20 protein-coding genes and 4 pseudogenes are annotated in these 21,067 nt (G+C 49.4%); 11 read left to right on the top strand and 13 right to left on the bottom strand.

Annotated features, from left to right (window positions below; translation table 11 throughout):
• Positions 1–25 precede the first annotated feature (25 nt).
• The 3 genes from CWR52_RS23125 (at position 26) to hslJ (ending at position 1,188) form a co-directional block, all read left to right on the top strand.
• On the top strand, positions 26–412 hold the full coding sequence (locus CWR52_RS23125) for a cytochrome d ubiquinol oxidase subunit II (RefSeq protein WP_414650397.1): 387 nt from the start codon (positions 26–28) through the stop codon (positions 410–412).
• A gap of 82 nt (positions 413–494) precedes the next feature.
• Positions 495–623, top strand: coding sequence for a DUF2474 domain-containing protein (locus CWR52_RS23120; protein ID WP_008501283.1), 129 nt, complete (start codon positions 495–497; stop codon positions 621–623).
• Between the two features lie 127 nt (positions 624–750).
• A complete protein-coding gene (hslJ, locus tag CWR52_RS23115; protein ID WP_048029814.1) occupies positions 751–1,188 on the top strand; it encodes a heat shock protein HslJ in 438 nt (145 codons plus the stop codon).
• Here hslJ and CWR52_RS23110 read toward each other — a convergent pair.
• Positions 1,189–1,453, bottom strand: a pseudogene (locus CWR52_RS23110) (DUF333 domain-containing protein).
• 269 nt (positions 1,454–1,722) lie between these two features.
• Here CWR52_RS23110 and nifJ point away from each other — a divergent pair.
• Together nifJ and ompC are read left to right on the top strand one after the other, a co-directional pair.
• Positions 1,723–5,231: pseudogene (gene nifJ / locus CWR52_RS23290) on the top strand (pyruvate:ferredoxin (flavodoxin) oxidoreductase).
• A gap of 389 nt (positions 5,232–5,620) precedes the next feature.
• Positions 5,621–6,730 (top strand): porin OmpC, encoded by a 1,110-nt coding sequence (ompC, locus tag CWR52_RS23095; RefSeq protein WP_045908842.1) that lies wholly within the window; start codon positions 5,621–5,623, stop codon positions 6,728–6,730.
• A 339-nt stretch (positions 6,731–7,069) separates the two neighbouring features.
• On the opposite strand, the gene CWR52_RS23505 is transcribed toward ompC, so the two are convergent.
• The 8 genes and pseudogenes from CWR52_RS23505 to CWR52_RS23060 all read right to left on the bottom strand — a co-directional run bounded on the left by CWR52_RS23505 (position 7,070) and on the right by CWR52_RS23060 (position 12,295).
• Entirely contained in the window at positions 7,070–7,147 is a 78-nt protein-coding gene (locus tag CWR52_RS23505; protein WP_223239581.1) for a hypothetical protein, read from the bottom strand.
• Positions 7,148–7,215: 68 nt separating this feature from the next.
• On the bottom strand, positions 7,216–7,638 hold the full coding sequence (locus CWR52_RS23090; protein WP_104948421.1) for a GFA family protein: 423 nt from the start codon (positions 7,636–7,638) through the stop codon (positions 7,216–7,218).
• A gap of 3 nt (positions 7,639–7,641) precedes the next feature.
• Positions 7,642–7,838, bottom strand: a pseudogene (locus tag CWR52_RS23085) (hypothetical protein).
• A gap of 89 nt (positions 7,839–7,927) precedes the next feature.
• Positions 7,928–8,959 carry a methyltransferase gene (locus CWR52_RS23080; RefSeq protein WP_104948420.1) on the bottom strand — a complete coding sequence of 344 codons (1,032 nt, stop codon included), beginning with the start codon at positions 8,957–8,959 and terminating at the stop codon, positions 7,928–7,930.
• 258 nt (positions 8,960–9,217) lie between these two features.
• Complete coding sequence (locus CWR52_RS23075; RefSeq protein WP_104948419.1) at positions 9,218–9,667, bottom strand: hypothetical protein; 450 nt, start codon at positions 9,665–9,667, stop codon at positions 9,218–9,220.
• 152 nt (positions 9,668–9,819) lie between these two features.
• On the bottom strand, positions 9,820–10,260 hold the full coding sequence (locus CWR52_RS23070; RefSeq protein WP_104948418.1) for a VOC family protein: 441 nt from the start codon (positions 10,258–10,260) through the stop codon (positions 9,820–9,822).
• A 72-nt stretch (positions 10,261–10,332) separates the two neighbouring features.
• Positions 10,333–10,677 (bottom strand): DUF1294 domain-containing protein, encoded by a 345-nt coding sequence (locus CWR52_RS23065; protein WP_104948417.1) that lies wholly within the window; start codon positions 10,675–10,677, stop codon positions 10,333–10,335.
• 94 nt (positions 10,678–10,771) lie between these two features.
• Positions 10,772–12,295 carry an EAL domain-containing protein gene (locus tag CWR52_RS23060; protein WP_104948416.1) on the bottom strand — a complete coding sequence of 508 codons (1,524 nt, stop codon included), beginning with the start codon at positions 12,293–12,295 and terminating at the stop codon, positions 10,772–10,774.
• Positions 12,296–12,511: 216 nt separating this feature from the next.
• Here CWR52_RS23060 and CWR52_RS23350 point away from each other — a divergent pair, with 216 nt between their 5' ends.
• The 5 genes and pseudogenes from CWR52_RS23350 (at position 12,512) to CWR52_RS23035 (ending at position 16,336) form a co-directional block, all read left to right on the top strand.
• Entirely contained in the window at positions 12,512–13,003 is a 492-nt protein-coding gene (locus tag CWR52_RS23350; protein ID WP_129546944.1) for a hypothetical protein, read from the top strand.
• A complete protein-coding gene (locus CWR52_RS23050) occupies positions 12,997–13,407 on the top strand; it encodes an ASCH domain-containing protein (RefSeq protein ID WP_167467769.1) in 411 nt (136 codons plus the stop codon). The genes CWR52_RS23350 and CWR52_RS23050 overlap by 7 nt, the downstream gene beginning before the upstream one ends.
• A 38-nt stretch (positions 13,408–13,445) precedes the next feature.
• Positions 13,446–13,535 (top strand): annotated as a pseudogene (locus CWR52_RS23635) (hypothetical protein); the annotation flags it as partial.
• Positions 13,536–13,848: 313 nt separating this feature from the next.
• Entirely contained in the window at positions 13,849–14,526 is a 678-nt protein-coding gene (locus CWR52_RS23040; protein WP_104948414.1) for an SOS response-associated peptidase, read from the top strand.
• 64 nt (positions 14,527–14,590) lie between these two features.
• Entirely contained in the window at positions 14,591–16,336 is a 1,746-nt protein-coding gene (locus CWR52_RS23035) for a P-loop NTPase fold protein (RefSeq protein WP_104948413.1), read from the top strand.
• Between the two features lie 32 nt (positions 16,337–16,368).
• Here the strand turns inward: CWR52_RS23035 and CWR52_RS23030 are convergent, their stop codons facing one another.
• From CWR52_RS23030 to CWR52_RS23020, 3 genes are all read right to left on the bottom strand, one after another.
• On the bottom strand, positions 16,369–17,637 hold the full coding sequence (locus CWR52_RS23030; RefSeq protein ID WP_104948412.1) for a Y-family DNA polymerase: 1,269 nt from the start codon (positions 17,635–17,637) through the stop codon (positions 16,369–16,371).
• A gap of 2 nt (positions 17,638–17,639) precedes the next feature.
• Positions 17,640–18,059, bottom strand: a complete 420-nt coding sequence (locus CWR52_RS23025; protein ID WP_024907219.1) for a translesion error-prone DNA polymerase V autoproteolytic subunit — start codon at positions 18,057–18,059, stop codon at positions 17,640–17,642.
• Positions 18,060–18,231: 172 nt separating this feature from the next.
• Complete coding sequence (locus CWR52_RS23020) at positions 18,232–18,789, bottom strand: recombinase family protein (protein WP_104950873.1); 558 nt, start codon at positions 18,787–18,789, stop codon at positions 18,232–18,234.
• A 34-nt stretch (positions 18,790–18,823) separates the two neighbouring features.
• Here CWR52_RS23020 and CWR52_RS23500 point away from each other — a divergent pair, with 34 nt between their 5' ends.
• Positions 18,824–19,618, top strand: coding sequence for a tail fiber domain-containing protein (locus tag CWR52_RS23500; RefSeq protein ID WP_252152176.1), 795 nt, complete (start codon positions 18,824–18,826; stop codon positions 19,616–19,618).
• 90 nt (positions 19,619–19,708) lie between these two features.
• Here the strand turns inward: CWR52_RS23500 and CWR52_RS23010 are convergent, their stop codons facing one another.
• Complete coding sequence (locus CWR52_RS23010; RefSeq protein WP_104950871.1) at positions 19,709–21,010, bottom strand: phage tail protein; 1,302 nt, start codon at positions 21,008–21,010, stop codon at positions 19,709–19,711.
• Positions 21,011–21,067: the final 57 nt, after the last annotated feature.

The following is a 21,067-nucleotide window of genomic DNA, read 5'->3' as shown; positions in this document are numbered from 1 at the left end:
CGCTGTTAGGCTCGACCTGGCTGTGATGAAAAGCGAAAACGCATTGCAGCAGCGAATGCGTGCGGTGTCGAAAACCCTGTTACTCGTGCTACTGGCGTTTATTGCGGCGATCAGCCTCTGGACACCGCTGGCGCAACCGGCCATCGCCGCGCGCTGGTTTACGCTGCCGAACCTGTTTTATCTGCTGCCCGTCCCTGCTCTGGTAGTGATTTTTAGCCTGTACCAGTGGCGCTGCCTGAATAATCCCGACAGCCATAGCCGTCCGTTTATCCTGACGCTGGGGCTAATCTTCCTCGGCTTTAGCGGGCTTGGGATCAGCATCTGGCCGCATATTATTCCACCGTCGATCACCTGTGGCAGGCCGCCGCACCGACGCAAAGCCAGGGCTTTATGCTGGTCGGCGCGCTGTTGATCATTCCCGTAATTCTGGTCTACACCTTCTGGAGTTACTACGTTTTCCGCGGCAAAGTTCAGCATGGGGAGGGTTATCACTGATGCAACAACCGGTCTGGAAAAGATTGCTGTGGCTGGCCATTATCTGGGGCGGCAGCGTACTGGCGCTGGCTGCGGTCAGTATGCTCTTTCGTATGCTGATGACGGCAGCAGGGTTTAAATCGCATTAACTCATCCCGGGCAACCGCAGCGTTGCCCGTCTCCTTCCCCCGCACTTTCAGATAAACCCCATTAACGCACGGCAGAGTATCGTTACACTGGAAAAAGATTCACAGTATTTATAGTTTGAGAAGAAAAATGAAAAAGCTCATTGCGTTAAGTGTTATCAGTCTTGTCCTTACCGGGTGCGTTAATCCGGGTAAAGCCTCCGTTCAGCCGGAGCAACTTCAGAACCACCGCTTTGTGCTGGAAAATGTGAACGGTAAGGCCGTTAAGACCGCGACAACGCAACCTGAGATCAGTTTTAGTGCCCTGCCTGATATCAGCCTGGTGAATAACATCAGCGTTTCTGGCCAGATGTGTAACCGCTTCAACGGACAGGGGAAATTGTCCGAAGGCGAGCTTAAGGTGAAAACGCTGGCCATGACGCGCAAGCTCTGTACTGAACCACAGCTGAATGAGCTGGATCAGGCCATCGGCGACATGCTGCGCAAAGGGGCGCAGGTCGACCTGACGGAAGACCAGTTAACGCTGGCGACAGCCGATAAAACGCTGATGTTTAAGCGTGTAGAATAATCAGTAGTTACCGCAGCTTCCACGGCAAGCGACTGTTCACTACAGCGTTTGCCGTTTTGGCAAGGCGCACATCCCAATCGCAGAACCATCAAGCTGGGGCAACCGACAGCGAGCCGCCAATCATCGCGCAGTTAGCCTGACCCGAGCTGGACATCGCCGCCTTCATTCCCGGCGCCACGTGGGCTGCCGTTGCCTGCTGAACGGGTTCACTGCTACATGCCGACAACAATAATGCGGCACACCCTACCCAAAATGCTGAGCGCATGCTCTCTCCCCATGAATAATGCGAAACTTATGCATAATAGGCATCCCATCCCGTGTCGTCGAGAGCGGAAGTGCGTATTTATGCGCTCCAGAAACAATTTCTCGCAATTTTTTTCGCCAAAAGTTTGATCTACTCATTGATGGCGAGAATACGAGGACACAAAAGCGAAAATCGTAAAAATCCCCGTTTGCTAGAATACACAGATAATATTCAGGTTTGTCGTCGTTATACAGACCCCTATTTTTTGCGCAATGTAAGGGTGTTGTCCTATGCAAACTATTGACGGTAATGGTGCAGTTGCCTCAGTCGCGTTTCGCACCAGTGAAGTTATCGCCATCTACCCGATTACGCCAAGTTCGACCATGGCTGAGCAGGCAGACGCCTGGGCGGTAACGGGTTAAAAAACGTTTGGGGCGATGTCCGAGAGTGGTTGAGATGCAGTCTGAAGCCGGTGCGATTGCCACGGTGCACGGCGCGCTTCAGACCGGCGCGCTTTCCACGTCGTTTACCTCTTCTCAGGGATTGTTGTTAATGATCCCGACGCTGTACAAACTCGCCGGGCAACTGACCCCCTTCGTTCTGCACGTCGCGGCGCGCACCGTGGCCACCCACGCGCTCTCTATCTTTGGCGATCACTCAGACGTGATGGCCGTACGCCAGACCGGCTGCGCGATGCTGTGCGCCAGCAGCGTTCAGGAAGCCAGGACTTTGCCTTAATTTCGCATATCGCCACGCTCAAAAGCCGGGTGCCGTTTATTCATTTCTTTGATGGTTTCCGCACCTCTCACGAAATTAACAAAATCGTCCGCTGGCTGACGAGACAATCCTGAATCTCCTCCCGCAGGCGGATATCGACGCGCATCGCGCCCGCGCCCTGAATCCGGAACACCCGGTGATTCGCGGCACGTCGGCGAACCCGGATACCTATTTCCAGTCCCGCGAGGCCACGAACCCATGGTACAACGCGGTTTACGACCATGTTGAACAGGCGATGAATGACTTTGCCGCCGCGACCGGTCGGGAATACAAACCCTTTGAGTATTACGGCATCCGCAGGCGGAACGGGTCATTGTGTTGATGGCTCTGCATTGGCACCTGCGAGGAAGTTGTTGACGAGCTGCTGACGCGCGGCGAAAAGGTTGGTGTGCTTAAGTGCGCCTCTTTCGGCCGTTCTCGGCGAAACACCTGCTCTCAGCACTGCCGCAGAGCGCGCGTACCGTTGCGGTGCTCGATCGCACCAAAGAGCCGGGGGCGCAGGCGGAACCACTGTATCTGGATGTGATGACGGCTCTGGCCGAGGCCTTTAATCATGGCGAACGTGAAACGCTGCCGCGCGTGATCGGAGGGCGGTATGGTTTGTCTCCAAAGAGTTCGGACCGGACTGCGTGCTGGCGGTATTCAACGAGCTCAGCGAAGGGAAGCCCAAGCCGCGCTTTACCGTCGGCATTTATGATGATGTGACGAATCTGTCCCTGTCGTTGCCGGAAAACACCCTGCCCTCAACCGCCAAGCTCGAGGCGCTGTTCTATGGTCTGGGCAGTGACGGCAGCGTCTCTGCGACCAAAAACAATATCAAATCATCGGTAACTCCACGCCGTGGTACGCGCAGGGGTACTTCGTCTATGACTCCAAGAAAGCGGGTGGCCTGACCGTTTCCCACCTGCGGGTGAGCGAACAGCCCATCCGCTCTGCGTATCTTATTTCTCAGGCTGATTTTGTTGGCTGTCACCAGTTGCAGTTCATTGATAAGTACAGATGGCCGAGCGCCTGAAGCCTGGCGGTATTTTCCTCCTGAATACGCCATACAGCGCAGATGAGGTCTGGTCCGCCTGCCGCAGGAAGTGCAGGCGGTGCTGAACCAGAAAAAAGCCCGTTTCTTTGTAGTGAACGCGGCGAAAATTGCCCGCGAATGTGGCCTTGCCGCGCGTATCAATACCGTTATGCAGATGGCCTTCTTCCATCTGACGAATATCCTGCCGGGCGACAGCGCGCTGGCGGAACTGCAGGGCGCGATTGCCAAAAGCTATAGCAGCAAGGGCCAGGAGCTGGTCGAGCGTAACTGGCAGGCGCTGGCGCTGGCGCGCGAGTCGCTGTTCGAGGTGCCGCTGCAGGCGGTCAATGCCGCAAGCCCGAACCGCCCTCCAGTCGTGTCCGATGCGGCGCCTGATTTCGTGAAGACCGTGACGGCGGCGATGCTGGCCGGGCTGGGTGATGCCCTGCCCGTCTCTGCGCTGCCGCCCGATGGCACCTGGCAATGGGCACCACCCGCTGGGAAAAACGAAACATCGCCGAGGCGATCCCCATCTGGAAGGAAGAGCTGTGTACCCAGTGCAACCACTGCGTGGCGGCCTGCCGCACTCTGCCATTCGCGCCAAAGTGGTGTCACCGGAAGAGATGGAGGCCGCGCCGGCCAGCCTGCATTCGCTGGATGTGAAATCCCGCGATATGCGCGGACAGAAATACGTTCTGCAGGTCGCGCCGGAAGATTGCACCGGCTGTAACCTGTGCGTCGAGGTCTGTCGGCGAAAGACAGGCAGAACACGGAGATCAAAGCCATCAATATGATGTCGCGTCTGGAGCATGTTGAAGAGGAGAAGGTTAATTATGACTTCTTCCTGAATCTGCCGGAAATCGATCGCAGCAAACTGGAACGCATTGATATTCGCACTTCACAGCTGATCACGCCGCTGTTTGAATACTCCGGCGCCTGTTCAGGCTGCGGTGAAACGCCGTATATCAAGCTGCTTACCCAGCTGTACGGTGACAGGATGCTGATTGCCAACGCTACCGGCTGCTCATCTATCTATGGCGGTAACCTGCCTCCACGCCGTACACCACTGATGCCAACGGTCGCGGTCCGGCGTGGGCAAACTCGCTGTTTGAGGATAACGCCGAATTCGGCCTGGGATTCCGCCTGACCGTCGACCAGCATCGCGCACGCGTGATGCGTCTGCTGGAGCAGTTTGCCGGGCAGATCACTGCTGAGCTCAATGACGCCCTTCACACGGATGCAACGCCAGAAGAACGTCGTGAGCAGGTTGCTGAGCTACGTCAGGCGCTGCAGGGCGTAGCGGGCGCTGAACAGCTGCTGACCGACGCGGACGCGCTGGTTGAAAAATCAATCTGGCTGATTGGCGGTGACGGCTGGGCTTACGATATCGGCTTCGGTGGACTGGATCACGTGTTGAGCCTGACCGAAAACGTCAATATCCTGGTTCTGGATACGCAGTGTTATTCCAACACCGGTGGTCAGGCGTCGAAAGCGACGCCGCTTGGCGCAGTCACGAAATTCGGTGAACACGGGAAACGCAAGGCACGTAAAGATCTCGGCGTGAGCATGATGATGTACGGTCACGTTTACGTCGCACAAATCTCGCTGGGTGCCCAGCTTAACCAGACGGTGAAGGCTATCCAGGAAGCGGAAGCGTATCCAGGCCCGTCGCTGATCATTGCCTACAGCCCGTGTGAAGAGCATGGCTACGACCTGGCACTCAGCCACGATCAAATGCGACAGCTGACCGCGACCGGCTTTTGGCCGCTGTACCGGTTCGACCCGCGCCGTGCGGACGAAGGTAAGTTACCGCTGGCGTTGGACTCTCGTCCACCGTCAGATGCCCTGGCCGAGACGTTAATGCAGGAACAGCGCTTCCGTCGCCTTAACGCGCAGCAACCGGAAGTGGCCGAACAGCTATGGAAAGACGCCGCGGCCGATCTGCAAAAACGGTATGACTTCCTGGCGCAGCTAGCGGGTAAAGCCGAAAAATCGACCAGCGACTAGTTTCTCAGCCCGGCGTGTCCGGGCTTTTTTTTGCCATAAAAAAAACCCGGTGTATTCACACCGGGCGAATCCAGATAATCATTAAATATCTATTTAGTCTCCTAAATAATATTCACGCGAATTATGGATAAATAATCTTAAAGGCATATAACGCCGCCAAGAATAGCTTACTTAACGCCTGATTAATAATTTTAATTTCATATACTTTGCATTAAGACATTCATCAAACCAATGACTATTACCGTTGATTTATTCGGTTTAGATTTTACTTAGTTCGTAACAATTATAATTTATTACTCTTACTCAGGAGTGATTTAGCATGAGACAACTTTCTCATTCAGGAAGTTCAACAGGTAATTAAATAAAAACAACCGCAAAGGAATATCATAATGCAAAGAAAAGTACTGGCCCTGATGATTCCGGCTCTGTTAATGGCTGGCGCAACTCATGCAGCAGAGATTTATAATAAAGACGGTAACAAATTAGATCTGTACGGAAAAGTAGATGGTCTGCACTATTTCTCCGACGATAAAGGCGCTGACGGGGATCAAACCTACATGCGTCTGGGCTTCAAAGGCGAAACCCAGATCAACGACATGATGACCGGCTACGCGCAGTGGGAATACAACATTCAGGCTAATAACACCGAAGGGTCTGATAACCAGTCCTGGACGCGTCTGGCCTTCGCCGGTATCAAAGTGGGTGATTATGGCTCCTTCGATTACGGTCGTAACTACGGTGTTCTGTACGACGTAGAAGGCTGGACCGATATGCTGCCTGAGTTCGGCGGGGACTCCTACACCAAAGCCGACAACTTCATGACCGGCCGTGCCAACGGCGTGGCCACCTACCGTAACACCGACTTCTATGGTCTGGTGCAGGGTCTGAACTTTGCGCTGCAGTATCAGGGCAAAAATGAAGATGCCAGCAACAATCAGGAAGGCACCAACAACGGTCGCGACACGCGTCACGAGAACGGTGACGGCTTCGGTATTTCTACCACCTATGACTTCGGCATGGGGATTACCGCAGGTGCAGCCTATACCTCTTCTGACCGTACCAACGAGCAAGTGATGAATACCACTGCGGGCGGCGATAAAGCGGATGCATGGACTGCGGGCCTGAAATATGACGCCAATAACATCTATCTGGCAGCCATGTACTCTGAAACCCGCAATATGACGCCTTACGGTGATAACACCGACGCCGTGGCCAACAAAACCCAAAACTTCGAAGTGACCGCACAGTACCAGTTCGACTTCGGCCTGCGTCCGTCCCTTTCCTACCTGCAGTCTAAAGGTAAGGACCTCGGTAACGGCCAGGGCGACCAGGATCTGGTTAAATACGCTGACATCGGCGCGACCTACTACTTCAACAAAAACATGTCCACCTACGTTGATTACAAAATCAACCTGCTGGATGAAGATGACAGCTTCTACAAAAACAACGGCATCGGCACGGATGATGTCGTGGCACTGGGCCTGGTTTACCAGTTCTGATTGCCAGAGCCCGCATGATGGTGCGGGCTCACCCCCTTTTTTGAAGCTCGTCACAAAAAACAGGTTCTGGAATCGTGTGGTTGAGGGTAAGTTGAGGGAAAGCTGGTTAAACTCAGACGATAACCTTTTCATCACAAGGGATAACAGCGTTGTTTGGTCGTGTATCCGTTGCCGTACTTACTCTTTTAGCGCTCATCTGGATGGCGTTAATTTTTGATTTTGCTGATATTGTCGGTCATCTCGGCGCTGTGTTGAACCACCTCGATGGTGGTTAATATTGCTCCCGCGGAAATTAAAAGCCACCAGCAGTGCCGGTGGCGGGTAAACGCGCAGTTCGCGTTATTTTTTCACGGGTTGAGGCTTTTTATCACCTGATTCAGGGGCCTCACGCGGATCGTCTTTTTCAACACAAAGCATAGTTTGTCCTGTTTCAGATAACCACCCTCCACTATAGCCAGGCTGATTACAGAGTGGCCAGGCGGCAATTACGCCTCAACTGTCCCTTTCTTGCGAAAAGAGAGGTAGCCAAACACCCCGCTGTCTCCATCCGCGGGATGGTTAACCCCGTCCATCACCGTCACTTCAGGGAAATCGAACGGTGAGACGTTTTCGAAGCAGGCAACGTTCACGCCGTATTCGTTTGGATTGGAACGCCGCTGATGGAACGTGTAGATCCCGCACACCGAGCAGAAGAAGTGCCGTGCCGTCCCCGTGTTAAAGCGATACTCCGTAAGCTTATCCTCACCTTTGGTCACGCTAATCCCTGACAGCGGCGCAGAGACGACGACCGCGCCCCGCATGCGACAAAAGGAACAGCTGCAGCGCCGCGCGGTATTCAGGCCATCCGTGAGCGCAACGGTAAAGGCCACCGCACCGCAATGGCACTGCGCATTACGACATTCAGCCATAGGCTATACCCCTTTTCTCACCAGCTCGGCGGCTTTGACGAAAACCTCGTCTTCTACACCATCGCCTTTTTGCCTGCCGAGCCTGACCAGTTCATCGACAATACTGTTGCGATGGATCGGTTTCTGCGCTGAAACCAGCCCAATGACGGCGGCCCCAATCGCCAGCCCACTAAACCTGTTTGTTCGTCTTTGTTCATCATGCTCATGCTCCTGATACAACAGACAAGCGTAGCAGGAATCCGGTAAAACGGAATGAGGACACTCGCTTTGTGAATATAATTTACGTAGTTCAGACAGGTACGACTTCTAAAATCGACAGATACGAACGAGTGTCTATTATACTGTTTAGCTTCAGACTGGTCTTTTCAAACAAGGTCTGATACTCAGACTCCGTTCTTGCCCGCCCTCCATCAAAGCTTGTTAAAAGAAGAAGGTCAATTTCAAATCGTCCCTGCTCATTATTTTCTTTTTTTATAAGTGGTTCAAAAATTAATAATCGGGAATTTTCTTGCATTGCATTTCTACACGATTGAAGTATCTGAACCGCTTTCTCATCAGGCCAGTCCATCAAAATATATTTAAGCAGGTAAATGTCCGCTACAGGACAGGCTTCAAAAAAGCTCCCCTCAACGGTCTTCCATCGACGATTATCCTTTAACAGGTGCAGTCGATTCCGCTCAAGCACGTCTTTTTGATCGAAGAGGATCCCCGTTAAGGTCGGATTTCGACGTAAAACGGCCAACAATAAGTTACCCAGCCCACCGGCGATATCGGCAACGACTGCGTTTTGAGGGAACGAATAGCTATCTGCGATGACTTCATTCTCTACGGATGACATAGAGGCCATACCCGCATGAAAAATGTTGCTGTCAGTCATCGTGTCATCATGCTGCCAGTACTCGTAAAAAGGCTTGCCAAACAAATCATTAAAAACAGGTTTGCCTTGCAATATTTCATCCATTTTAGCCGCTGGCTGCCAGAATGTTGGGTCTGTCAGCATGAGCACCGCCGCACGCAAGGAAAATTCATGCTCAGAACAGAGGAATTGTGCTGAATGGCTAAGACTGTATTCAGCTTCAGATAATTCGTTGAACACCCCGCGAGAGGACAATAAGCGCATGATCCGATGAAGATAGTCGCCATCGACACTAAGCTCCTCCGCCAGTTGCGTAACGGATTTTTTTCCTTCAACCAGACGATCTGCGACCCCTAATACCGCGACCGCCCGAAGTGCTGCCTGCCAGACAAAACCCATGCTTTGCTCTAACAAACACATTCCTTCTTTACGGCTTAGCAAATCCAGACTATTAGGATGTGACATTTTCTACTCCTTACCAATAAAGATGTGCTGAACAACTAAAACGCCGTTAGCAAGCGTAAGTCTGGTAGCGAGCTTTATCCATAATGTCAGTAAGGATTATTTGTGCGGTTTCGTACCGTTTAGCATACAGTCCATTTCAATACGTAAAAAAACAGGGCCACTTACTCCATATTTTGATTAATAACACCATGACACTATTATTTCATAAATGATTACCATGATAGAAATAATACCTGTCGTGAGACAGACATTTCATCGTCAGAATCTCGGCGTCAGCCCGTATTTTGGTGTTTTGATATTTGCCGCCCAAATTTTGATATCGTTTTGCAGGAGAATAGTGAAATCAGATTTTAAATGCGTCACAATGCCATTGACGCTGTCCGCATCCACAACTGAAAAATGTTCAATTCTGTTTTTCCCTATCTGAACACAATGATATTTTGCGGGAAGCACTTTACCATTCACATTGAGTGGCAGCTTATTCTCACCACAGCGCCCTTCCGTAATATATGAGACCAGCAAATTAGCGGATTTCCTCCCAGGCTGGGATACGCTCACCATGACGGGATAACCTTCCGAGGTCTGCGTCATATCATAAAGCACCGCATTTTTCATATACCAGGTATTATATTCCCGCTCCTGAAAAGCGGACCAGGCAGGCGCAGAAAAAAGCGCCAGCACTGCCAGCGTAATAGAGACTATTTTCATGGGATGTTATCGTCCGTGGTGTTGCACGTATTATTCAGATTGTGCAAAAAACAGCAACAACTTAAGAATAATCCTACTACTATTGGCAGTGATGGAGGATCAATTAACGACGCGCGACGCGGTCTGTTTCCTGTTGCTAACGTATCTTCGCTTTATTTATTCCGACTGGCCGTTCGGATCGCTTCCAGACCGACGCGCTGTCCGAATGACAGCTCTAACGTATTTCCATCGGGATCGGCAAAAAAGACATAGTAGCCGACGGGATCGCCTACATTCTCAGGTGCCTTCCTTAGCACGCCTTCAGCGGTGGCCATCGCGGTTTTTCTGTCAATTTCTTCGCGGGTCGCGCAGGCAATTCCCAGATGCCCGAAACTGCCCAGCGGCGTATCGGTCACGGTATCGGCCTGTACAAGAACCAGTGCAAAAGGACGGGTATGGTCGCTAAGCCATGCGACTTTTCTTGCATCAGGGATGTCGGGTTCACGCAAATGAATGACCTCCATACCGGCATAGCGACGATAGAAGGCAATACTCTTTTCCAGGTCCCTGACCATAAACGCGACATGAGTGAAACCTACATCAATGTCTTTCATTTTAAGATGTTACTCCTTTATCAACGTGGTGCTGACATCTTAAAAGCTCAAGTTAACTTGAGGTCAATACGCTCATAACGAAGAAACAGGAGAGAAATGGTAAACCGCCGCCATCACGGCGATGCTGACGACAATGCTCAAGAAAAAGTAGGTTTTGAAAGGCTGCTTTTGTGTTTTATGGCGAAAGAACTGCTGGCCCACAATCGCGCCAGGCCAGCCGCCGGTTACGCCAAATACCAGCAGCGTGGCTTCCGGCACTCTTCTCATCCCCTTCCGCGCCGCCATTTTATCGGCACCATATATCACCACTGTCAGCACATTGATCAGCAGAAACCACACGACCACAGGATTCGATGATAAAAGGCTGCCGAATGCAGCGAATATCAGGAGTGAGTAACAAAAGCGATTGAGAGTCATTGAATGCGTCACTGGATTGTTGAGCGGTTTGGAAGACGCATTATACGTTATCTTCGTCATGTTTCGGGAGAAACACTTATAGCTGTATAAACCCTCATTCCACCGTCACTTTAACTTTAGGCTTCGACAAAAGGACTTTGACCAGTTCCTTGAAAGCAAGAGGTCTGTAGAAGAAGAATCCCTGTAAAAACCGGATGTCATTACGGATGAGATAATCAAGTTGCTCTTGCGTTTCAACACCTTCCGCCACAATGCTAATTGAGAGTTTTTTTGCTAATTCCAGTACCGAATCAAGGATCAGGGTTGAGTCCTCATTGGCGTTAACCCTGGCCACAAAGCTTTGGTCGATTTTGATGTAATCAATATGCAGATCCTGCAGGTAGGACAGGCCAGAATATCCCGTTCCAAAATCATCCAGCGCGATTGCAAATCCGTTGTTATGCAGCTCATTCAGGGTCTTAACGAGATGTTCATCTACGTGGAGGGGTTCGCGCTCGGTCACCTCAACGACAAGGTTCAGATCCTGTTGCACAAAGCTGCGCTTGTAATTCAGACACTCTTCAAAAAAAGTAGAAGCCACGATATGAGACGCACTGAAGTTAATTCCTACATGGAATCCTTCCGGCAGCAGCGTAGAAATTGAATTCATCTGCATTGCAACCTGACGCATTAAGCTTTGGGTTAATGGAATAATTAACCCTGATTTTTCAGCAAGAGGAATAAACGACGCGGGAGAAATAAACCCTGATTGCGGATGCTTCCATCTGGCCAGCACCTCGACACCGCGCAAGGTGCCCTCTTTTCCGCTCACGACGGGTTGGTAATAGGGAATAATTTCATTTCTGTAGATGGCGGTGCGCAGTGAATCTTCAGGCGAAATATCCTTAGAGAGATAGCGTTGCAAAAGATAAGCAGGAAGAGAGGAAATGAGCAGCAGAAATAACAACACCCCACCGGCCTGGTCGAATAATCTCGTCAGGCTAAAAAGAGGCGGAGCGTTAAATTGAATCGCGAAGGGATAATCAGCGTCTTTTACCGTCAGTACATCTTTGTTTGCATGGGGTGCCGTCAACACATCGCCGGATTGGCCTAAACGACGATTGCCGACTTGCAGTGAATACGCCACGCCACGTAATGGCATATTCAGCGCATCCCGGATATGGCTGTCGCTGATGCTCACCATGATTCGGCTTCCGGCATGGTTTGTCTGGTATAAAAGAACCGGCAGGCCGTTGACCGTACTTTTCGATGGAACAAGGAGCAATGATGCCTGAGGCAGCGCTGAGCCGTTAACCAGCAACACGCGATTTCCCGGTAAAGAGGAGCACCAGACCGCATCTTGTTTCAGAATAACGATCGTTCTCAGATGGGGTTGTAATGCCGCTTCAGTACCGAGCCGATACTGCCCTTCAGCATCACACTCATTCTCAGCAAGCTGCATTGCTATCTGGGTCGCATGACGGGCTTCTTTAAGAATGACGTTCATGTTTCGCACGACATAGTGCGCCCCTGCAAGGCTGTCAGCCCGTGCAGAATACCAAACCTGTAAATTGATGATAAAAACGCCCAGCATAAAAATTGCCGTGGCTGCAGCTAAGGAGATAGGTGCATGGCGCATTCAGGGTTCTCGACTCGAGTGACGTTGCCGCTTCGGTGATGCTGAAGTGATTGAATTGTCTTCGTCTTAAGCATGGTTGATAAAGAAAGAAATACCATGTCAGGCGTCAGAAATTTTCCCGCAAACCAGCCTCCATCTTTTTACGTTCTCAAAGGGGAAAATAAAAAGGCCGCCGAACGGCAGCCCTGGTTGATACGAGCTTATTAGTACTGCTTTATGGTCTTGACCGGCGTTCTTTCTGACCAGTCAGGCCGCTCGCCAGCCATGATTGCACGCTGTTGTGATGGCGTCACAGACTGCGTTATTTCAGGCATCGACTTATATTCAGGTTGTTTAGGTGGGCTGAGAACCAGATCGGCGCTACAGCCTGACAGTAGCAACGCCACCAGTAGCGATGAATTAAGCTTGAACACGTTAACCCCTTCCAATGGGATAAAAGTTACAGAAAAAGCGTGGTGGAGGATCTATCCCGGTGACTTTTCTTTGTTATACAACGTCACGCGCCTGGCTACCGGCCATGGATTCACCACGCAGATAACTCCGCAAGGATATATTTACTTGAGCAATAAGCGCAACGCTTTGTTTTCCTGCCCACCAGTGAAAAAAGGTGTCAGTAAAGCAGAGTACGCTTCTGGTATCGACGATGTTTATGCTAAAACCGCTGGTATGTTTCTTTTGATAAAAGTTATGAGGGAAGTTGAATGGTGACGGTTGAGGAATTAAAAATGAAATACCCGTGCGCACAGGCCTGGCAAATGGGTGACAGCCCGGCACTGGCGAACGAACTAGCGGACCTGATTAAAAAAGGGCTCAAAACGGCCACCTGCGGATCTTTTGCCTCGTACTCGCAGGATGTGTCTGCTCCACGGATAGGAAGCTACAACATAATCCTTGATGGTCAGAATGTCCCGGTCTGTGTGATCCGGCTGGTTTCCATGCGACTGGTGCGTTTTTGCGATGTTAATGAGGAATTCGCTCGTAAAGAGGGTGAAGGTGATTTAAGCCTTGAATACTGGCAGACAGAGCATCAGCGATTTTTCTTCCGCGAAGGCCATTTTTCTGAAGATATGGAACTGGTCGCAGAAGAATTTGAATTGGTTGAGGTGCTGTAAGCGGAGATAAAGTGGCAGAGGTGTATCTGTTACTTAGCTACCCTTTATCACGTATCGGCGCCAGATTTCACGCAGCAGTAAAACGTGCTGGCATTCGCCGCCGGAATCCGTACCATACGCGGCATACAATTTTTGCCCCTGCTGGCTCCGAAGGTAGTACTCAATGCAAGAGAATCAAGAGATTAACAAAAAAGAGCAATACAATCTTAATAAGCTACGCTGATTTTCCCAACCCATTGATATCATTCATTTTATCATTTAATTCAATTAGTTATAGCATTATAACTTCTCCCTGAAGCTACCCAGAACTACATTTTTTGTGCCCTTGTTTTGCCCCTATTTCGCATTTTTGCCCCTAAATTTGCCCCTAACTTTAGCCAGTGCGCCCCCCTTCTTCTCCCTGCCCTATACTTTAAGTCTGACATCTGGTTCGAGGTTTCTATGTGTGGACGCTTTGCACAAGCTCAAACGCGTGAAGAATATCTGGCTTACCTGGCCGATGAAGCCGATCGCGACATCGCATACGACCCTGAACCTATTGGACGTTACAACGTGGCGCCAGGTACCAAAGTTCTGTTGCTGAGCGAACGTGACGAGCAGTTGCATCTCGATCCAGTGTTCTGGGGCTATGCGCCCGGGTGGTGGGATAAGCCGCCACTGATTAACGCGCGCGTCGAAACTGCGGCCACGAGTCGAATGTTTAAATCTTTGTGGCAGCATGGCCGGGCGATCTGCTTTGCAGATGGGTGGTTCGAATGGAAGAAGGAAGGCGACAAGAAACAGCCGTTTTTCATCCACCGTGCCGATGGACAACCGATATTTATGGCTGCGATCGGCAGTACGCCGTTCGAACGCGGCGATGAAGCAGAAGGTTTTCTGATAGTGACGTCTGCAGCTGATAAAGGCCTGGTTGATATTCACGACCGCCGCCCCTTGGTTCTGTCTGCAGAAGCGGCACGTGAGTGGATGCGTCAGGACCTAGGCGGTAAAGAAGCTGAGGAGATAGCAGCCGACGGCGCTGTGCCAGCCGACAAGTTTATCTGGCACGCCGTGACGCGTGCCGTGGGGAATGTGAAAAATCAAAATCCAATAGTTTTAGTTAATATTTTTAATTCTTGATCAGCTTTTCTATTAATTATATTATAAATATCATTAATAGAACTCCCTATTCCCGAGGCATTTTATGGAAAACTCAATCTCATCCTTTGTCACAAAACTAATACCTTTAATTGAAATAGACCGAGACGGTTTATTATTTATTGATGGTGCTTGGGGTACTGGAAAGACGCATTTTATCAAAACCAGGCTTAAGGATTTATATGATAAAAACACATACTTTTATATTTCTCTCTTGGGGATTTCTTCGCTAGAAGATTTTAAATCAAAGATTATTGAATGTTACTATCTTGCCGACACTGAAAACATCACACATCAGATTAATTCAATAGCTGATAGTGCCAGCTTACTCCGCGGAAGTCCTGATGACTCTGGCGTCATAAAATCTTTATTTAACTCCATAGGGGCTAGCATCAAAGGAAAAGTATTATCAAGCCTTTCTGGAATATTTATTTTAGATGATATTGAGCGCGTCGACAAAGAAGAAGTCACATCATTAATCCTTAATTACTGTCATACACTCTATTCTCAGAAAGAGAACCGAGAATTAGATTTTATAGTAGTTGGGAACACATCTAAAGAAGCCAACTTTGAAATAACTCATAAAGAAAAGTTAATTTCTGACACTATATCTTTCACACCAAATTTTGAAGAGCTTTGTGATATTATCCTCCCTAGGTTATCACCACTTCCAGAAACTGATAAACAAGCTTTTTTGAACATAATCAAAAATCAAGACATAGTTAATATTCGTATTATTAATAGATGTATCGATAAAATCCTTCCTTTATATGAATACATTAATAGCAATCCTGACAAAGAATGGAATGTTCGCTCAAGTGACGTTATTGGTTGTATAACCTCATCAATTATCCTCCACCATAGCCACAATAAAAGCATAGAAATACTGCATAAGCACTCACCAAAAAATTACCTCATAAATCAAGACGACAACGACTCATATTCTGAAAAAGAATTGTGGACATTATATAGAAAATATGCAATCCCCGATATTGTTAGAGATTACAGCATGGGGCTGGAATCTTCACAATCAACACAAGAAGTGATATTTTCAACCCCAAAAAAAATGTCTCTCGAAGATATAGCCATTGCAGATCAACCTCATATCCATAATGTTGATGAAATTTCATTATCCCAATGTTTCCATGACATAATTACAAAGAAAAGGATTGTGCCAATATACTCATGGATGTTAATGGTACGGAATTACATCTTCCTCACTGAAAATGAATATTTACCGACGAATCCGTTATTAAGCAAAGATTACATTGAACAAATGGCAAATGACTTTAGCCTTGAAGAAATCTCTGATTTCATTGATAAGAAAGGTGGCTTTGATCACCTGCGACGCTACGGTTTATCATCGATGAACCAAGATCCTTACATGAATATTTTTCTGAAAAAATATGAAAGCCACATTACCGCAGCTACAATTAAATCACTACGCCATGCAGTAGAATATGATGGATGGTACAGCATTGATACCACTAAAAGCATTGATAGCCTTGATGATTATTCAAGGTTCAGACCTTTGCAGATTATTGGCAGCTCGTTTTTGTTAAAGCACCTATTATTATCCTGGAAACCTATAGATATCGAATCGTTTGATTCCTACTTAGCTAACCTATATGCCTTTAGCAATATCAGAGAATATTTAAGTGAAGAAAAACCACATTTAATACGACTCGAAATACATACATATATTTATTTACGATCTAAAAAACCAAATTTCAAATATGGCGCAATAAAACGATTAAACGGTACGTTAAATGAAATATTAACAAGACTTTAAAATATCATATGCTGGTTAAAATAAATGTGACCTTATTTTACGCAAATAAGGTCACAATATCTTGTTGTATATCGTGGCGAAAGCATTTCACGCTTCATCTGCCACTGCTGCTGAATGCCCTGTCCGGCAAAGTAGAGTGTTCCTTTTCCGTTTTTTGCGTTCAGGTGATCGAGCACTTCCATCAACCTTTCGCTACCAGCGCGCGGCGCGTTCTCATCGAAAAGGTTCAGCTGCGCCACCCCTTGGCTGAAAAAATCTCCCAGCATGATTCCTGCCTTTTGATAGCGGTGCCCGTCCTTCCAGATTTTGTCCAGGCACTTTACCGCGGCGTTGATAATGTCGCGGGAATCCTGAGTGGGTGTAAGAAGCTTCATAGATGCACTGTTACCGTAATACGGCTCGTTAAGCGCAAAGGGAGAGGTTTTCACGAACGCAGAGATAAAGCGGCAGTACTGATGCTCACCACGCAATTTTTCAGCACCACGGGCGGCATAGCTGCAGATAGCCTGGCGCATCTGCTCATACTCAGTCACGCGTTCGCCGAATGACCGACTGCAGACGATTTCCTGCTTAGCCGGTGCAAACTCCTCCAGATCCAGACAAGGCTCGCCGCGCAACTCCCGGACCGTTCGCTCGAGTACCACGTTAAAGTGTTTACGGATAATCCACGTACTCTGCTCTGAGAGGTCCAGAGCCGTTTTAATACCCATGGCGTTAAGCTTCTTACTGATGCGGCGGCCAACGCCCCATACGTCCTCAACCGGCACAATAGACAACAACCGACGCTGGCGATCGATATTGGACAAATCAACCACTCCGCCCGTCTGCCTCTGCCATTTCTTGGCGGCGTGATTTGCCAGCTTGGCGAGGGTTTTCGTCTGCGCGATGCCAACCCCGACAGTCAGGTGCGTACGCTTCAGAACCGTAGCGCGGATCTCTTTGCCGAACTCCGCCAGGTCCCGGCAGTTCCTAACGCCCGTCAGGTCACAAAATGCTTCATCGATACTGTAAATTTCAACGCGGGGGCTCATTTCTTCAAGCGTCGTCATTACCCGGTTCGACATATCAGCATACAGCTCATAGTTGCTGCTGAAGCAAACAACGCCAGCGCGACGGAAAAGCTCCTTTTGCTTGAAAAATGGCTCCCCCATGGTAATTCCAGCGGCCTTGGCCTCGGCGCTTCGTGCGATTACGCAACCATCATTGTTCGACAGAACGACCACTGGCCGCCCCCTCAGATCAGGTCTAAACACCGTCTCGCATGATGCGTAGAACGAATTCACATCACAGAGTGCAAACATGCTCAGCTCGCAGATTTAACGATGAAAGTCACAACACCGAAGACATCGAGCGTGTCCTCGCTACCGACTATGATCGGTGAGTACGCGCTGTTCATTGGAATGAGCTGCACTGTCGGGCGCAGCTGCAGGCGTTTAACAGTGAATTCCCCTTCCACCGCGGCGATGACAATGTCTCCATGTTCAGCTGTGCGCGAACTGTCCACCACTAGTAGATCACCGTCACTAATCCCAGCTTCGATCATTGAATCACCTGCGGCTTTGACGAAATAGGTGGAGCTCGGATGAGCGACAAGTAACTCATTGAGATCGATACGCTGTTCAACGTAATCAGCTGCGGGACTTGGGAAACCACACTGAACTAAGTCACTGAAAAGCGGGAGAGCGATAATTTCTCGCAGTTCTGTTGGCCTGATGAATTCCATTGCATACACCTCAAATACTGTTTTTATATACAGTAGTTTCATTTTTATGGGTACGCAATACACCGGCTCACATGTGGTTGTTCAAAGCTTCACCGCTTCGTTTCTAAGTTTCTATGTCGCTTCGAATTATGGTTTTTGTAAATTTTATGCCCGTAACCCTTTGTGCGCAGATTTAAGCCGCTTTTGAAACGGGGAATTTTTTATACAGTGTGCACACAGCCACATCGTAGATGATCGCCACCTGCTTTCTGTCCACGCCGTTCGCAATCAGCCGGCCCGCCTGGTCCCATTGTTCCTGGGTAAGCTTCGGACGCCTGCCGCCGATTCGTCCTTTCTCACGAGCGGCAGCCAGACCTGCCCGGGTGCGCTCCACAATCAACTCCCTCTCCATTTCCGCTAGAGCAGACATGATATGAAAGATGAAGCGGCCCATCGGGCTTGATGTGTCGATGCTGTCAGTGAGGCTCTTAAAGTGAATGCCGCGCTGCCGGAGTTCGTCCACCAGCAGCACCAGATTCCGCATGCTGCGCCCAAGGCGATCCAGCTTCCAAACCACCAGCGTATCCCCCTCATTCAGCGCCTTAAGAAGCTTTTTCAACGCTGGCCGGTTCGCCACTGTTCCGCTCATTTTTTCTTCGAAAATCTGCTCACATCCTGCGCGTTCGAGTGCTTGTCGCTGAAGATCCGTATTTTGGTCATTTGTTGACACCCTTACATAGCCAATTTGCATATTTTTCACCCAATAAATTCTGCAAAAAAATCAGGTGAAGTTATCGGCCTGGCCACTCAAGAGCAATCTATTAAACGTCGGTTTGGGAAGTAGCGCGACGAAGGACGTGGGAACGGCTGCCGGAACCGTGGCGGCCGGGGATGATTCGCGCCTGGGTACGGTAAACGGGAAGACCGGGGGCACGATTTCGTCTGCTGTGACAATCAATGGTGTTGGTGGCGGAGCAACTGACTGGCATACAAATGCCGGCGGTGGTTTAGGTGTTAGGAAAGGAAATGGAGGTGACAATTCCATTGAGATGAACAATACGACAACGGATTCATCTCAGGGGAATTATGTTAATCAGATAGTCGGTAAGTGGTATAGCGGTTCATGGGCGTTTGGTGCAATACGTAGCGGCTCTACCCCACTTGATCGTGTTCAGTTAAATGTGGTGGCAGAATCAGGAGGGGCAGCAGCATCATTTATGTTTTACCCAGATGGGCGTGGCACAGGTGGTCAATGGGTATCACTCTCTGATGCGCGTATAAAAAAAGACATCATGCGCATATCTGATCCACTCGTAAAGATGAGAACCATTAAGGGCTGCTGTTGGGAGCGTATAGACAATGAAACAACGGGTTACGGCTTTATTGCTCAGGACGTTGAGCAAGTGTTTCCCGAAGCTGTTAAAGGTGGCTATGACATTACTCTTAAGGACGGAACAGTGATTCCTGATGTGAAAACTGTCGATACTTACGGGGTTGCTGCAGCTCTCCACCATGAAGCAATTTTAGCCATGCTTGAGCGTATAGAGTCCCTGGAAAAAAAGGTCGCCCGTGAAGATTAATGGTTTCGTTTTAAAATAGCTGAATCATGAAGTCTGAACATTCATCCACAGCCCGATACGGCATATGACGGGCTGCATTTTTCAGAGGCCTTACTCTTTTACAGGAGCTCTCGTTATATCTTTCTGTCGTTGATTCCAGATGCTGTCCGCGGGCATTTCCACTCGAATACTGACAAACTGGTCACGCGGAATATCGACCGGTTCGCCATCATTAACATCCAGTAATTCATTTCTGGCGAATGCTGGCGCGTCTGGATGCGTGCGGTGATAGGTTTTCACTAACACTGAACCGTCAGCATTAACCTCATAATCCAGCCAGATCAGGGGCTGTTTGTTCCAGTCTGTGGGGATATCAAAACCACCATCAATGCCGCCCCATGCGGCGTCCGAGTTTAGCCCTTCACAACCTTCCACCAGATATTCACCTGTGGCCAGACGGGTTACAGTACAGCCCTCTGATTCATCGTTGGTCAGGTATCTGCCATCGGAAAAAAGTTTAATCACAGGCGAGGCAGCTTTCAGTGTCCCATCACTGGACTTTGTGGTATTGCCGTTATGATATACCTCTAGCCACCCAGAATTAACCCCATCAGCCATTGTCATCCATGTGAATCTTTTTCCTCCCATCGAGAATGCAGAAAATGATTGCTGGGAAACATCATTTGGACCATTTCCCCAACTGCGCTCAGATATTCTAATACCCATAGAGTAATATTGTGGCCCGCCTGAAGTTGATGGAGACATCATAATAAACCTGCTGCCTAATGATTTATCCCACACGTCAGTAATTACCTGCGCTGCACTATTCCCCAGGCCAAACGCGCCCACCTGCATTACGTTTCCTACAGCTGTTCCCACGTCCTTCGTCGCGCTACTTCCCAAACCGAGGTTTGCGCGAGCGCCTGATGCAGTAGCCGAACCGGTACCGCCCTGGGTAACAGATAGCGCAGTAGTGAGCCCTTTCAGCTCTGTTATATCGCTGTTGACCCCCCTTCTGGCAAGTGCGCCAATACTTGGAATATTGACGGAGGTTCCATTGATGGTAACGGTGATGGTCTGGTTTGCTGAGGTAGTGGCGAACGTCTCCCACGCGCCAATGTTCTCGTCATACTCTTTGATGAGCTGCGACATCGCCTGTGCCAGTCCGTCGACAGAGATGTTGTCGGACACCAGTATTCCATACTTCTGGCCGTTCAGCGCCGGGGAAGCAGCAGGCGTAACCGTCATTGACGTGGCGCTGTTCACAGATGAAATCTGGAACATCTGCACCGGGTTAGACATGACGATGATCGTCTGGCCAGCACGGACCTGGCTGGCTGGCGCAGTCCAGTTCGTACCCGTTCCGGTGGCTGTATTTCCGTTGATAGCAATAGTGCCAGTGTTATAAAGCATGAACTACCTCACGATAATAACGATCGTTTAAAGCGATCAATAAAGTAAAATTGATCG

The organism is Enterobacter sp. SGAir0187, from assembly GCF_002952735.2.
GTDB lineage: Bacteria > Pseudomonadota > Gammaproteobacteria > Enterobacterales > Enterobacteriaceae > Enterobacter > Enterobacter quasiroggenkampii.
The sequence above is the reverse complement of the archived record's forward strand: the minus strand, read 5'-3'. Positions and strand labels throughout refer to the sequence as shown.

Coding starts and splice junctions, on each gene's coding strand:
- CWR52_RS23125 (WP_414650397.1), top strand. CDS start 26: ATGAAAAGCGAAAACGCATTGCAGCAGCGAATGCGTGCGGTGTCGAAA.
- CWR52_RS23120 (WP_008501283.1), top strand. CDS start 495: ATGCAACAACCGGTCTGGAAAAGATTGCTGTGGCTGGCCATTATCTGG.
- hslJ (WP_048029814.1), top strand. CDS start 751: ATGAAAAAGCTCATTGCGTTAAGTGTTATCAGTCTTGTCCTTACCGGG.
- ompC (WP_045908842.1), top strand. CDS start 5,621: ATGCAAAGAAAAGTACTGGCCCTGATGATTCCGGCTCTGTTAATGGCT.
- CWR52_RS23505 (WP_223239581.1), bottom strand. CDS start 7,147: ATGCTTTGTGTTGAAAAAGACGATCCGCGTGAGGCCCCTGAATCAGGT.
- CWR52_RS23090 (WP_104948421.1), bottom strand. CDS start 7,638: ATGGCTGAATGTCGTAATGCGCAGTGCCATTGCGGTGCGGTGGCCTTT.
- CWR52_RS23080 (WP_104948420.1), bottom strand. CDS start 8,959: ATGTCACATCCTAATAGTCTGGATTTGCTAAGCCGTAAAGAAGGAATG.
- CWR52_RS23075 (WP_104948419.1), bottom strand. CDS start 9,667: ATGAAAATAGTCTCTATTACGCTGGCAGTGCTGGCGCTTTTTTCTGCG.
- CWR52_RS23070 (WP_104948418.1), bottom strand. CDS start 10,260: ATGAAAGACATTGATGTAGGTTTCACTCATGTCGCGTTTATGGTCAGG.
- CWR52_RS23065 (WP_104948417.1), bottom strand. CDS start 10,677: ATGACTCTCAATCGCTTTTGTTACTCACTCCTGATATTCGCTGCATTC.
- CWR52_RS23060 (WP_104948416.1), bottom strand. CDS start 12,295: ATGCGCCATGCACCTATCTCCTTAGCTGCAGCCACGGCAATTTTTATG.
- CWR52_RS23350 (WP_129546944.1), top strand. CDS start 12,512: ATGGTCTTGACCGGCGTTCTTTCTGACCAGTCAGGCCGCTCGCCAGCC.
- CWR52_RS23050 (WP_167467769.1), top strand. CDS start 12,997: ATGGTGACGGTTGAGGAATTAAAAATGAAATACCCGTGCGCACAGGCC.
- CWR52_RS23040 (WP_104948414.1), top strand. CDS start 13,849: ATGTGTGGACGCTTTGCACAAGCTCAAACGCGTGAAGAATATCTGGCT.
- CWR52_RS23035 (WP_104948413.1), top strand. CDS start 14,591: ATGGAAAACTCAATCTCATCCTTTGTCACAAAACTAATACCTTTAATT.
- CWR52_RS23030 (WP_104948412.1), bottom strand. CDS start 17,637: ATGTTTGCACTCTGTGATGTGAATTCGTTCTACGCATCATGCGAGACG.
- CWR52_RS23025 (WP_024907219.1), bottom strand. CDS start 18,059: ATGGAATTCATCAGGCCAACAGAACTGCGAGAAATTATCGCTCTCCCG.
- CWR52_RS23020 (WP_104950873.1), bottom strand. CDS start 18,789: ATGCAAATTGGCTATGTAAGGGTGTCAACAAATGACCAAAATACGGAT.
- CWR52_RS23010 (WP_104950871.1), bottom strand. CDS start 21,010: ATGCTTTATAACACTGGCACTATTGCTATCAACGGAAATACAGCCACC.